Annotated in this window: 10 protein-coding genes; 3 read left to right on the top strand and 7 right to left on the bottom strand. The window is 62.5% G+C overall.

Translation table 11 applies throughout. The features are described from left to right. Nucleotides 1-942, bottom strand: coding sequence for a c-type cytochrome (locus VNX23_RS08190; protein ID WP_325628878.1), 942 nt, complete (start codon nt 940-942; stop codon nt 1-3). A gap of 167 nt (nt 943-1,109) precedes the next feature. On the opposite strand from VNX23_RS08190, the gene VNX23_RS08195 reads away from it, so the two are divergent. Further along, nucleotides 1,110-1,538 carry a CHRD domain-containing protein gene (locus VNX23_RS08195; protein ID WP_325628880.1) on the top strand — a complete coding sequence of 143 codons (429 nt, stop codon included), beginning with the start codon at nt 1,110-1,112 and terminating at the stop codon, nt 1,536-1,538. Nucleotides 1,539-1,699: 161 nt separating this feature from the next. On the opposite strand, the gene VNX23_RS08200 is transcribed toward VNX23_RS08195, so the two are convergent. The 6 genes from VNX23_RS08200 to VNX23_RS08225 all read right to left on the bottom strand — a co-directional run bounded on the left by VNX23_RS08200 (nt 1,700) and on the right by VNX23_RS08225 (nt 10,365). Further along, nucleotides 1,700-2,149, bottom strand: coding sequence for a cytochrome c (locus VNX23_RS08200; protein ID WP_325628881.1), 450 nt, complete (start codon nt 2,147-2,149; stop codon nt 1,700-1,702). Between the two features lie 111 nt (nt 2,150-2,260). Then, entirely contained in the window at nt 2,261-4,567 is a 2,307-nt protein-coding gene (locus tag VNX23_RS08205; protein ID WP_325628883.1) for a xanthine dehydrogenase family protein molybdopterin-binding subunit, read from the bottom strand. A 206-nt stretch (nt 4,568-4,773) separates the two neighbouring features. Next, nucleotides 4,774-6,303 carry a murein biosynthesis integral membrane protein MurJ gene (gene murJ / locus VNX23_RS08210; protein ID WP_325628885.1) on the bottom strand — a complete coding sequence of 510 codons (1,530 nt, stop codon included), beginning with the start codon at nt 6,301-6,303 and terminating at the stop codon, nt 4,774-4,776. Between the two features lie 250 nt (nt 6,304-6,553). Then, the gene (locus tag VNX23_RS08215; RefSeq protein ID WP_325628886.1) at nt 6,554-7,705 is read right to left on the bottom strand and encodes a DegT/DnrJ/EryC1/StrS family aminotransferase; all 1,152 of its coding nucleotides are present in this window, start codon (nt 7,703-7,705) and stop codon (nt 6,554-6,556) included. A 44-nt stretch (nt 7,706-7,749) separates the two neighbouring features. Next, nucleotides 7,750-8,769 carry a Gfo/Idh/MocA family oxidoreductase gene (locus tag VNX23_RS08220; protein WP_325628888.1) on the bottom strand — a complete coding sequence of 340 codons (1,020 nt, stop codon included), beginning with the start codon at nt 8,767-8,769 and terminating at the stop codon, nt 7,750-7,752. 183 nt (nt 8,770-8,952) lie between these two features. Then, on the bottom strand, nt 8,953-10,365 hold the full coding sequence (locus VNX23_RS08225; protein WP_325628889.1) for a mannose-1-phosphate guanylyltransferase/mannose-6-phosphate isomerase: 1,413 nt from the start codon (nt 10,363-10,365) through the stop codon (nt 8,953-8,955). A gap of 415 nt (nt 10,366-10,780) precedes the next feature. On the opposite strand from VNX23_RS08225, the gene VNX23_RS08230 reads away from it, so the two are divergent. Continuing rightward, on the top strand, nt 10,781-11,740 hold the full coding sequence (locus tag VNX23_RS08230) for a lysylphosphatidylglycerol synthase transmembrane domain-containing protein (protein WP_325628891.1): 960 nt from the start codon (nt 10,781-10,783) through the stop codon (nt 11,738-11,740). An 11-nt stretch (nt 11,741-11,751) separates the two neighbouring features. After that, nucleotides 11,752-12,768: a glycosyl transferase gene (locus VNX23_RS08235; protein ID WP_325628893.1), complete on the top strand. Its 1,017-nt coding sequence runs from the start codon at nt 11,752-11,754 to the stop codon at nt 12,766-12,768. Nucleotide 12,769 lies beyond the last annotated feature (1 nt).

A 12,769-nucleotide genomic window follows, 5' to 3' on the forward strand; every position in this document is an offset into this window, starting at 1 on the left:
TTAATTGCCGGGCTCGCTCTTTTCCGGCGTCTTCGGCCGCGGCGGCCCCTCGACCGGCGGCAGGGATTTGAGATATTCCGCCATCGCGATGCGATCCTCTTCCGGCAATTGCGAAGTGTTCTTGATCACGCGCTTCATCGACCCAGAGGCGTTGTCATCATCGGGCGTTTGCCCGGTCTGAAGAAAAAAGGCGAAGTCCTTCGGGGTCCAATCGCCGAGATTCTTTTGCGTGATGTTCGGCACCCAGCCCTCGCCTTCCGGGTTCGGTCCGCCCGCAAGGCGCTGTGCGGCGACGATGCCGCCGAGGAAATTTCGCGGCGAATGACATTCCGCGCAATGACCGAGGCCGTTGACGAGGTAGGCGCCGCGATTCCACTGCGCCGAATGCGCAACGTCGGGCGTGAAGGGCTTGCCGTCCATGAAGAGCAATTTCCAGATGCCGACATTGCGCCGGATGTTGAACGGAAACGACACGTCGTGATCGCGCACCTTGCCGGACACGGGCGTCAGCGTTTTCAGGTAAGCAAAGAGGTCGCGAATGTCGTCAGGCTTGGCGTGCGAATACGACGTATATGGGAAAGCGGGAAAGTAATGCGTGCCCTGCGGAGAAACCCCTTTTGTCACCGCAGTTACAAATTCCGTTTCGGTCCAGCGCCCGATGCCATCGCTCGCATCGGGCGAAATGTTGGGCACATAGAACGTCCCGAATGGCGAGGGCAGCGCGAGCCCGCCACCGAGCTTCAGCCGATCAGGCTGGTCGGGAACCGCATGGCAGGACGAACAACCACCCGCGTTGAAGACGATCAGGCCATTGGCGAGATTGGAAGTATGGGCTGGCCGGGTGACAAAATCGCGGGACAGCAGCATCGGTTCGGTCAGCCACCAGTAAATCGCCAATCCGGCCGCCACGATCACCGCACCAAGGAGAATTCGTCGTATCATCCGCTGCCGTTCCCTATTCTACGACGTCGCACCCGATAGCATGCCAGCCATTGCAGCCAGATGCCGCCCGAAAATTTCTCGCCATTTGGGCTGGAAACGGGAATAAGATCGAATGGCCGCTGTTTTTGAGGCCGGCAGCGTCAATTGACGCCCACAGGGAGAAAACCATGTCGAATACCAAAATCATGCTTGCGACGCTTGCGCTGGGGGCAGCTTTTGCCTTTAGCGGACCTGCCGTTGCCGAGAAAATGACGATTATGCTGGACGGCGCATCCGAGGTGCCTCCCAACACCAGTCCCGGCAAGGGCACCGCCGACGTCGATTACGATCCCGCCACCAAGAAACTGAGCTGGAAACTGACCTATTCCGGGCTGACCGGCCCTGCGACCGCGGCGCATTTCCACGGGCCCGCCGAGGCCGGCAAAAATGCCGGCGTGGCCGTGGCGATCCCCGGCGCTACGTCGAGCCCCGCCGAAGGCAGCGCAACGCTGACCGACGCCCAGGCCGCCGATCTGACGGGCGGCAAGCTATACATCAACGTCCACACCGCAGCGAACCCGGGCGGCGAAATCCGCGGACAGGTGGTGAAGAAGTAAGACTTCTGCAAAAGGCGCTCCTGTGAGAAGCGCTGTTCTTCAAAGCAGGTCTTTTAATCTAAAAACGAAGGGTGGAAGCGGATGGCTTCCACCCTTTTTTCTGCCCGTTTTTTGCTCGTTTGGATTTCAGAAGAAAATCGCGCCGACGCTGGAGGCGCCGATTACTTCAGCTTGACACGATAGTCGTCGTGGCAACCGGTGCACTTGTCCTGGATCGCGTCGTAGGCGGTCTTCAGGCTTGCGCTGTCCTTGATCTTTCCCTTCTGTTCCGCGATCGCCTTCGAAACCGGTGGAATCTTGGACTCGAAATCGGACTTGTTCTGCCAGATTTTCTGGGACGCTCCGAAGCTCGCATCCTTCACGTTCTGCTTTGGATTTGGCGTGAATGTGGTGGCGATCTTGGTCACCTGCACTTCGAGGTCGGCCAGCGCGGCGTCCACGGCCGCCTGATCGTAGGCAATTTCGCCCTTCAGGATCTTGCCGAACACGCCGTACATGTCCTTGCCCTGCGCCTTCATCAGATTTTGCTGCTGAACGGCAACCTCCTGCTGCGCCATGACAGCGCCGATTCCGAGCAGCATCGTTCCAACCACCAAGGCAATTCGTCTCATCAGTCTGGTCTCCTGTTTTCCTCAAGTGCACGCCGAGCGAAAATCTGATGTCTGCAGTCCGCAACTATCGATCCAACACCGCAAGCGCGATTCCATTCCGCCTCATGGATATCAGAGACTGTGCCTGCGCTGATGCTCTCGGATGGCAATCCAGACCCGTTCAGGCGTGGCCGGCATGTCGATGTGATCGATCTTGTATTCGCGCCAAAGTCCGTCAATGATCGCATTGACGACTGCCGGGCACGAACCGATCGCCCCGGCTTCGCCCGCGCCCTTGACGCCCAGCGGATTGGTCTTGCAGGGAACGTTGTGCGTCTCGAACACGAATGCCGGACCATCGGCCGCCCGCGGCAGCGCATAGTCCATGAAGGTGCCGGTCACGAGCTGTCCATCCTTCGGACTATAGACCGCCTGCTCCATCAGCGCCTGGCCGATCCCCTGCATCGCGCCGCCATGCACCTGGCCGGCGAGCAGCAACGGATTGAGCGTCACGCCGAAGTCGTCGACGATCACATAGTTGACGATGCCGATCATGCCGGTTGAGGGATCGATTTCGACTTCGGCAAGATGAGTGCCGTTCGGATAGGTGCCGTCGGCGGCAGTGAACGTTGCGCTCGCATTCAACCTGGCCGGATCGATGCCCGGCCGCCCGGCGAGGTCGGCAAAGCTGATCGAGCGGTCGGTGCCCGCGACCTTGATGGTTCCGTTGCTGATCTCGAGATCGCCGGCACTCGTTTCCAGCGCTTCGGCCGCGATCTCGCGCAGCTTCTTGCCGAGTTCGCGCGTTGCGCGTTCGACGCTGACACCGCCGGTTGGAATTGCCGACGAACCGCCGGTGCCAAGCCCGGTGGCGATCGTGTCGGTGTCGCCCTGCAAGACGTGGACGCGCTCCGGCGGCAGGCCGAACTGCTCCGCGACGAGCTGGGCGTAGGCGGTCTGGTGGCCCTGACCGGTCGACTGCGTTCCGATCAGGACCGAAACGTCACCGTCGGAATCAAGCCGCACATTGGCGGTCTCCTCGCCCATGGTGCCGCAAACCTCGACATAGGTCGACAGGCCGATGCCGCGCACCAGCCCCTGTTTCCTCGCAGCCTTGGCCCGTTTGGGAAACTCCTTCCATTGCGCGATTTCCATCGCCCGCTTCATGTGCGCGGTGAAGTCGCCGGAATCGTAGACCTTCCCCGTTGCCGTCTTGTACGGCATCGCCCGCGGCGGGATGAAGTTCTTGCGACGGATCGCGTCCGGCGTCATGCCGAGCTTGCGCGCAGCCGCATCGACCAGCCGCTCCAGCACGTAAGCAGCCTCAGGCCGCCCCGCGCCGCGATAGGCATCCACCGGCACGGTGTTGGTGAACACCGTCCGCACGCGGCAATGGAAGGCCTGGATGTCATAGAGGCCGGGCAGCATGCCGGCGCCGCCATGGGGGATGTAGGGCCCGAAGGTCGATAGATACGCGCCCATGTCGCCGAGGAGGTCGACATCCATGCCAAGGAACTTGCCGTCGGAGGCCAGCGCCATGCGCGCCGTGGTCGCGTTGTCGCGGCCCTGAGCGTCACCCATGAAATGATCAGCGCGATCGGCGGTCCATTTCACCGTCTTGCGCAAGCGCCGCGCGGCAACCGCAGCGAGCGCGTATTCGCGGTAGGGAAACAGCTTGGTGCCGAACCCGCCGCCCACGTCCGGACAGATCACGCGCATCTTTTCTAACGGAATCTTCAACACTATCCCGCAAAGGATTTCACGCAGGCGATGGCTGCCCTGGCTGCCGACCGTCAGTGTCAGGTGATCGCGTTTGGCATCGTATTCGCAAACTACCGCGCGGGTTTCCATGAAATTGGTGACAACGCGCGGGTTGATTAGCGATAACTCGACCACCGCGTCCGCCTTTGCGAACGCCGTCTCCGTCGCCTTCTTGTCGCCGAGCGAGACGTCGAACAAGACGTTGCCATGATGCTGCGGCCACACCTGCGGCGCCCCTGCCCTGACCGCGTGGAGAACGCCGACGACGGCCGGCAGCGGCGTCCAGTTGACCTCGATCGCCTCGATCGCATCGCGCGCCTGGTCGAGGGTCTCGGCGACGACGAACGCCACCGCATCGCCGACATGGCGCACTTCGTCCCCGGGCAGGATCGGGTAAGGCGGCGCGGTGAACGGATCGACTTCAAGATTGAACAGGCACGGCAGATCGCCGAGATCCTTGACATCCTCCGCGGTGAGGATCAGGGCGACACCGGGCAGGCTGCGGGCGGCCGTGACGTCGATCTTGTATTTCGCGTGCGCATGCGGCGAGCGAAGCACAAGGGCATGCAGTGAAGGCTTCGGCGCAAAATCGTCGGTGTAGCGGCCCTTGCCGCGGATCAGCGCATCGTCTTCCTTGCGAAGCACGCTTTGACCGACGCCAAATTTGATCGGAGCCATCCTGTCACCACTGCGTTGCGCGACGCAAGCCGCGCCGTGAATTGTTCAAACGACGCACGATCCGGCCGATCGCGCGCATCTTGTGCCCATATTGCAGCGGATCGCCAGGCAGCGCAAATGCCCGCCCATCTTGACAAGCTTTCGTGATGCGACGCAGGAGGCGGCTGGAAATCAAGTCCGAAGGCACGTCGCGCTTCGAATGCGCCTTAGCCGCGTACCAGCGAACTGAGCCAGGTCTTGCCGAACAGCAACAGGATCGATCCCGCATAGACCAGCGCGCCGATAACGATCAGCACCATGAACGTGGTCTCGTCCCGCAGTGTGCTGAGGCCTGCAAGATAGATGCCGGAAAATCTCGCCGTAAGCCACAGCGCCGCGCCCAACACGACGGCGGCCGCGACGAACTTGACAAGCGAGCCCGTCAGCGTGGAATCGAGCTTCAGATAACCGGCGCGCACCGCGAACGCGATCACCAGCCCCAGATTGATCCAGGCTCCGACTGCCGTGGCGAATGCAAGACCGACCTGCGCGAGCGGCCCGACCAGCGCGATCTTCAAGGCGACATTGACGGCGACGCCGATCAATGCGGCCTTCACCGGGGTTGCCGTGTCCTTGCGCGCGTAGAAGGTCGCCACCGCGCTCCGGATCAGCACAAACGGAATCAGCCCGACCGCATAGGCCGCGAGCGTCGCGCCCGCAGCCGCGGCATCGCCCTTGGTGAAGGCTCCGCGCGCAAACATCGCCCGCATGATGACATCGGGAACGGTCAGGAATGCGACCACGAACGGCAAGGAAAACAGCAACGTGAAATCGAAAGCGCGGCGCTGCGCGGCAAGCGCGCCGTCGTGGTCCTCCGACGTCAGCCGGCGTGACATTTCCGGCAGCAACACCGTGCCCATCGCGATTCCGATCACCCCGATCGGAAGCTGATTGAGCCGGTCGGCATAATAGAGCGCGGAGAGCGCACCAGCCGGCAGGAAAGTTGCGATGATGGTATCGGCGAACAACGCCACCTGCGTCCCCATCGAACCGATGGTCGCAGGGCCCAGCGCCCGGAAGAAGGCGCGGACATCCTCATCGAGCTTGAACGGTGCAAAGCGCGGCAAACCGCCATGGGTCGCGAGGTCGCCGGCGAGCAGGAAATATTGCAGGAAGCCGGAGATCAGCACGCCCCATGCGGCTGCGTGGCCGGGGGTGGGAAAGAAGGCGGCGAGCGCCAGCGTCGCCATCATCGAGATATTGAGAAAGATCGACGCTGCTGCGGCACTGGCGAAGCGCTGCATCACATTCAGGATGCCGCCATAGAGCGTGACCAGCGTGATCAGGAGCAGATAGGGAAAGGTGATCCGCGTCAGTTCGATTGCCAGCCGCCGCTGTTGGGCATCCTCGGTAAAGCCTGGCGCCAGAACGCTCATGGCCTGCGGCATGAACACCAAGGCGAGCACGAGCAGGACAAGCTGCGAGGCAAACAGGAGCGTGAAGATGCGGTCGGCAAACAATTTGGCCGAAGCTTCACCCCGCTCGCCATGGACATGCGCGTAGGCCGGCACGAACGCCGCGTTGAAAGCGCCTTCGGCGAAGATCGCGCGGAAGTGATTGGGCAGGCGCAGCGCCACGAAGAACGCATCCGCGACGGGACCCGCACCGAGAACCGCCGCGAGCATGATGTCGCGGGCGAATCCGGTCAGCCGCGAAAGAAGCGTATAGCCGCCGACGGTGAAGATACGACCAAGCATGCGCCGCTTCTAAAGCATCATCCGCCTACTTTGAAGCGGATGTTCTCCCCTGTCCCCGCCTGCGGGGAGAGGGTTAGGGTGAGGGGGAGTCTCGATAGGCCGCGCTCTTCGAAGGACCCCTCACCCGGAGACGCCGTTACGCGCCGCCTCCGACCTCTCCCCGCAAGCGGGGCGAGGTGGGCTGTGCGGCAGGCAGTGCGATTCCATCAGAGTGTCGAGCGTGTGAAGCTCGCACTTCAAAACAGCACAATCAGGCTGCAAAATACCCGCGCACGGCCTCGATGATTCGCGCCTGTGTCGACTCGTCGAGATAGGCGTGGATCGGCAGGCTGATCGCGTCGGCGGATAGACGCTCGCAGACCGACAGGCCACCGTCGGCGACCGGAAAGTCCCGGTACGCGGTCTGCTGGTGCATCGATTTCGGATAGTAGATGGCGGTCGGAATGCCCTGCGCCTTCAGAACCGAGGCGAATTCATTGCGGTCGGTTCCCTTCGGCATGCGGATGGTGTACTGCGCCCAGACCGACGTGGAGGTACTCGCAAGATGCGGCACCGTCACGACATTGCCGAGACCTCGCGCGTAACGCTCCGCCACGCGGTTGCGCGCGGCGATTTCATCCTCGAAGATCTTCAGCTTTTCGATCAGCACCGCCGCCTGGATTGTGTCGAGCCGCCCGGTGAGGCCGATGCGAACATTGTCGTATTTGTCCGAGCCCTGTCCGTGAACGCGGACGCTGCGCAGGATTTCGGCAAATTCGGTGTCGTCGGTGAAAATCGCCCCGCCGTCGCCGAAACAGCCAAGCGGCTTTGCAGGGAAGAAACTGGTCGCAGTGATGACGCCGAAGCCGCCGAGGCGGCGGCCCTTGTAACTTGCACCGAACGCCTGCGCGGCGTCATCGAGCACAAACAGACCCTCGGCTTGCGCGACCGCACCGACAGCATCATGGTCGGCGCTCTGGCCGAACAGATCGACCGGAATGATTCCGCGCGGTCTGAGACCGATCCGTCTTGCGGTCGCAAGGGCGCGCTTGAGCGAGGCAACATCGATATTGAAGGTCGCCTCGTCGACGTCGACGAACACCGGCGTCGCGCCGGTCAGCGCCACCGCCTCGCCGGTCGCGCAGAATGTGAACGAGGGACAGAACACCGCATCGCCCCGACCGACGCCTTTTGCCATCAGCACCATCAAGAGCGCGTCCGTGCCGCTCGCGCACGTCACCACGTGCTTTGCCCCGCAGAAGGCACCAAGCGCCGCCTCGAGCTCGGTCACCTCCGGGCCGTTGATGAACTGGCAATGGGCGAGCACGCGCGCGACCGCCTCGTCGACGGATTTGCCAAGCCTGCGGCGCTGTGCGGCGACGTCGATGAGGGGAACGGGATCGGGGCGCGTGTGCTGGTTCATCTTGCCTTGCAGATTTTGAGAGCGCGACATCTTATCGAAGCGGCCTAGCCGACGACACGCCGGGGTCCCTTGAGGGCGTGAGAAGCTACCGCAGGCCTGGCGGGACTTTCGAGGCAACGGATCGCGATTTCGAGGCTGGCGACGCCTTCGTCGCCGGTCACCGCGGGCTGGCTGCCGCTGCGTACGGCGCGGATAAAGGCGATCAATTCGGCGCGCAAGGGCTCGTCATGGCCGACCGGCAGATGGCGCATCGAATAGCTGCCGTCCGGCTTGAAGCCGAAGCACTCGGTCACCTGACGGGTGAGCAGATCGCCCATCACATATTTGCCGCGCGTCGCCACGGTGACGCTGCGCGCCTTGAACGGCGTCAGCCAGTTGGTGTTGATATGGGCAAGCACGCCCGAGGCCGTCCTGAACTGCAACAGCGCGATATCCTCGCGCTCGGCGACCGCACTGGAAAGTTGCGGCTGCACTTCGATGATGTCGGATTCGGTAAACCAGCGGATCAGATCGATATCGTGCACGGCAAGATCGATGACCACACCGACATTCGACATGCGGGGCGGGAACGGCCCGACGCGGGTGATCGCGATTGAAAGGATGTCCTCACCAGATATTGCCTGCTTGACGGCGGCCACCGCCGGATTGAACCGTTCGACGTGCCCCACCATCAGTGTCACGCCGGCGCGGCGGGCCGCAGCGACGATTTCGTGCCCCTCCTCCACCGATGAGGCGATCGGCTTCTCGACCAGGATGTGGATGTTGCGTTCGATGCAGGCGAGCGCGATCTCGTGGTGGAGATGCGTCGGAGCTGCGACTGTCACTGCATCGACGCCTTCGGCGAACAATTCGTCAAGTCTTGCAAAGGCACGGCAGCCCGCGAAATCGGTGGCGCGCGCGCGATGCTCCGGCAGCGGATCGACGACACCGACCAATCTGATATCGGGCAGACCGGCCAGCACGCGGGCATGATTGCTGCCCATGATGCCTGCCCCGATCACGCCGATGCGAAGCGCGGGCTTTGCCACGGCCTTCTGACCGGACGCGGATGCCTTGGAAACCATGAAGTTAAACCCCCAAAACCCGTAAGTGGCGCCTCAACTCACCCCCGGGCACCGCCGGTTCTCTAACACGTCATCCTGAGTGTGGCGATTGATTGGCGAGCGAACCCAAACACGTTTTGATTCAAAGAATTACATCCATATTACGCCACCGGGGGCAAGCTAGCCAGACTCAATTCCGGCCCTTCACGAGCGCCGGTAGTCGTCCTCGATGCGAATAATGTCGTCCTCGCCGAGATAGCTGCCGGTTTGGACCTCAATCAATTCCAGCGAAATCTTGCCCGGGTTCTCCAGCCGGTGGACGGCGCCGATCGGGATATAGATCGATTCGTTCTCGTGCACGATCCTGACGTCCTCGTTGACCGTCACCCGCGCGGTGCCGCGCACCACGATCCAGTGTTCGGAGCGGTGGTGATGTTTCTGCAGCGACAGCCGGCCACCGGGTTTGACGATGATACGTTTGACCTGGTGACGCTCGCCCATGTCGACCGATTGATACGAACCCCAGGGGCGATGCACCTTCAGGTGATCTTCGGTCACCTGCGGCGCCACCGTCTTCAGTTTCGCCACCAGGCGCTTCAATCCGTTGGCATCCTTTTGACGCGACACCAGCACCGCGTCCTGCGTCGCCACCACGACGAGGTCGTCGACGCCCTCCAATGCGACCAGCGCCTTGTCGGTCGAAACGTTGCAGTTGCGGGAATCCTCGAACACGGCCACACCGTGCACGGCGTTGCCCTGGCTGTCCTTGTTCGACAATTCCCAAACTGCATGCCATGAGCCGACATCGGACCAGCCGCAGGCGACCGGCACCACCGCGGCGTGCGAGGTCTTTTCCATCACCGCATAATCGATCGAAATCGGCTTCGCCGACCCGAATGCAGTCGTATCAAGTGTCACGAATCCGAGGTCGCGGCCGGCCTTGGTGACGGCGTCGCTGACCGCCTGGATGCTTTCGGCATCGAGGGCGCGGTATTCGTCGAGCAGGACGGCGGCGCGAAACATGAAATTGCCGCTGTTCCAGAAATAACCGGCCTTGACGTATTCGGCGGCGGTCGCCGGATCCGGCTTCTCGACGAATTTCTGAACCGTGTGGACTTTGCCGGAAACCGGTTCGCCAGGACTGATATAGCCATATTCGGTCGCGGCACGCTCGGGGCGGACGCCGAAGGTCACGATACGTCCCGCCTCCGCCGCGGCGAGCCCTTCGCGGCATGCTGCGACAAAAGCCTCGCTGTCGCGCACGACGTGATCGGCGGCGAGCGCCAGAACCACTGCATCCGCGGCGCGCATCCGTGCAAACGCCGCGCCCGCGGCAATCGCAGGTCCCGAATCCCGTCGCATCGGCTCGAGCAGAATATCGGCCTCAATCCCGATCTCGGCCAGTTGCTCCAGCACCATGAAGCGATATGCCGCGTTGGTGATGATGATCGGGCGATCGAACAGCGCAGGCTCTGAGACGCGCAGGATCGTGTCCTGGAAGGTCGAACGCGTGCCGAATAAAGGCAGGAACTGTTTGGGGCGAACCTCGCGCGATGCCGGCCACAGCCGCGTCCCGGCGCCGCCGCACATGATCAGTGGAACAATTTTTCCGCCCATCCGCACCTCACAAATTCCTGCGGCCAGAACCAGGACACCACGTGGCGCGCGCCGCCCTCAAAGGTCTCGAACCAAAAGAGAGTTTCAAGAAGTCGACCCGGGCTTGATGATGTCACGAAGTTCAAGCGAAAACATATCTCGCCTTGCCTCGCGACCCAACTTCTTCGCCGGAACCGCGTCAACTAACCTTAACTCTTCCGGTTGATCACCGGCGGGGCCCCAGGTCCCCGGAAAGCCTTCAGGCCTTCAAGGGCTTATAAGGATCCTTTAAGCGCAGTGCTGCGGGTCGGGCAATACCTCGTCGGGCGACTATTGCAAGATCGGCATTTAGACCATACCAAGGCGCCCGAAGTTCGGCGCAGGCGGGGTTGCGTCGTTTTTCTGGCTTCCTCCAGGCTTGGCGAATACGGGCGAAATGCGCCGAATCCTGCTTTCAGCGATAAAGATACTGGTATCGGCGGCGCTACTCTACTTCGCGCTCCGCAAGGCCAATTTTGCCGATCTCGCCTCGCGCATCGATGTTGCGAGCCTGGGCTGGATTGCCCTTGCGATCGCGGTGACCTTCCTCCAGATATTCATCGGCGTCTTGCGGTGGCGGATCGTCAGCGCCGAATGCGGCGCGCCGCTGTCGGTCCGGCAGGCGATGCGCTACAATCTGATCGGAACATTCTTCAACCAGACGCTGCCATCATCGATCGGCGGCGATGCGGTGAGGCTCTGGCTGGTAGCGCGTGCCGGTGCCGGATGGCGCGCAGCGACCTATTCCATCTTTGTCGACCGCGCCATCGGCCTGATCGCGCTCGCGGTCATTATCGTGGCTACCCTGCCGTGGAGCTATCACCTGATCGGCGATCAATACGGCCGCTACGCGCTGCTGCTCGTCGATTTTGCCGCGCTCGCCGGCGGGGTGGGATTTCTCCTGATCGGCGTGCTGCCCTGGCCCTGGCTGAAGAAATGGTGGGGCACACATCACATTCATGCCTGCGCGGTGATCGCCAACCGGGTGATTTTCGATAGGCATAGCGGGCCGAAAATCGCGGTGCTGTCACTCCTGGTCCACGTTCTGGCCGTGGTCATCGCCTGGTGCGTCGTGCAGTCGATCGCAGCGCCGGTGGCGTTCGGACAGATTTTCCAGCTGGTCCCGCCGGTCATGTTGATCACGATGCTGCCGATCTCGATCGCCGGCTGGGGCGTGCGCGAGGCTACCATGGGGCTGGCTTTCGGATATGCCGGACTGATGACCAATGAGGGCATCAATATTTCGCTGCTCTATGGCGCGGTGTCGTTCATTGTCGGCACCATTGGCGGTCTGGTGTGGATCGTCTCCGCCGAGAAGGCCGCCAAGGGCGCAAAGCCGATCGGGGTGCCGGAGTAGCGGCGGCAAACATGAACAACTCCGGAATGTGGACGTTGGTGGCGACGGTGGCGGCGGCGATGCTGTCCGCGGCGTTGATCCGCATCATCCGGCCTCTGCTTCTCAGGCACGCCTTGGCGAGGCCCAACGCACGCTCCTCGCATCAACTCCCGACGCCGCAAGGGGCCGGGATTGCGGTGGTTGCGGCGACGCTTGCGGTGGCGGGCACCATCATCGCCTTGATGGATGCGTCCGCTGCGCAATTCCCGATGGCGGTTTTCGCTGCCACGCTGTTCATTGCGGTGGTCGGCTGTGCCGATGACCTCAGATCGTTGCCGGTCGTGACGCGGCTCGTGCTGCAGGCGAGCGCGGTCGCTGCGATCCTGCTTGCCGCTCCGGCCGATCTTCGTGTCGTGCCGGCCGTCCCGTTCTGGATCGAGCGCGGCCTGCTTCTGTTGGCGGGCCTCTGGTTCGTCAATCTCGTCAATTTCATGGATGGGCTTGACTGGATGACGGTCGCGGAAGTCGTTCCGATCACGGCCGCAATGATCGTGCTGGGCTCGATCGGCGATTTCCCCTGGCCCGCCGCGATCCTCGCCGCCGCGCTGTGCGGCGCCATGATCGGATTTGCGCCGTTCAATCGGCCGATCGCGACGATCTTTCTCGGAGATGTCGGCAGCCTGCCGATCGGCCTGCTGCTCGGCTGGTGCCTGCTGCAACTGGCCTGGCATCAGCAAATCGCGGCAGCCTTGCTGTTGCCGCTATATTACCTGGCCGACGCCACCTCGACGCTTTTGCGCCGGATCGCGGGCGGCGAGCCGTTCTGGGCCGGGCATCGCTCGCATTTCTATCAGCGCGCCACCGACAACGGCTTTTCGGTGATCGGCGTGGTCGGCGCGGTGTTCACGCTCAACCTCGTGCTTGCGGCGCTGGCAATTGCCTCGACCAGGATACAGTCATTCTCGTTTGAGGTTGCGCTCGTCGTCATAGGCGCCGGTGCGGTCGCATTGTTGTTGCACCGGTTTTCGCAGCCGCGTTCCGGGAAATAGT

It is taken from the genome of Bradyrhizobium sp., assembly GCF_035570375.1.
In the GTDB taxonomy this organism is placed as follows: Bacteria; Pseudomonadota; Alphaproteobacteria; order Rhizobiales; family Xanthobacteraceae; genus Bradyrhizobium.

Bases quoted from the DNA above. Each gene is read 5' to 3' on its own strand.
- VNX23_RS08220 (WP_325628888.1), bottom strand. From the start codon at position 8,769: ATGGTTTCCAAGGCATCCGCGTCCGGTCAGAAGGCCGTGGCAAAGCCC.
- VNX23_RS08205 (WP_325628883.1), bottom strand. From the start codon at position 4,567: ATGGCTCCGATCAAATTTGGCGTCGGTCAAAGCGTGCTTCGCAAGGAA.
- VNX23_RS08215 (WP_325628886.1), bottom strand. From the start codon at position 7,705: ATGAACCAGCACACGCGCCCCGATCCCGTTCCCCTCATCGACGTCGCC.
- VNX23_RS08200 (WP_325628881.1), bottom strand. From the start codon at position 2,149: ATGAGACGAATTGCCTTGGTGGTTGGAACGATGCTGCTCGGAATCGGC.
- VNX23_RS08230 (WP_325628891.1), top strand. From the start codon at position 10,781: ATGCGCCGAATCCTGCTTTCAGCGATAAAGATACTGGTATCGGCGGCG.
- VNX23_RS08190 (WP_325628878.1), bottom strand. From the start codon at position 942: ATGATACGACGAATTCTCCTTGGTGCGGTGATCGTGGCGGCCGGATTG.
- VNX23_RS08235 (WP_325628893.1), top strand. From the start codon at position 11,752: ATGAACAACTCCGGAATGTGGACGTTGGTGGCGACGGTGGCGGCGGCG.
- VNX23_RS08225 (WP_325628889.1), bottom strand. From the start codon at position 10,365: ATGGGCGGAAAAATTGTTCCACTGATCATGTGCGGCGGCGCCGGGACG.
- murJ (WP_325628885.1), bottom strand. From the start codon at position 6,303: ATGCTTGGTCGTATCTTCACCGTCGGCGGCTATACGCTTCTTTCGCGG.
- VNX23_RS08195 (WP_325628880.1), top strand. From the start codon at position 1,110: ATGTCGAATACCAAAATCATGCTTGCGACGCTTGCGCTGGGGGCAGCT.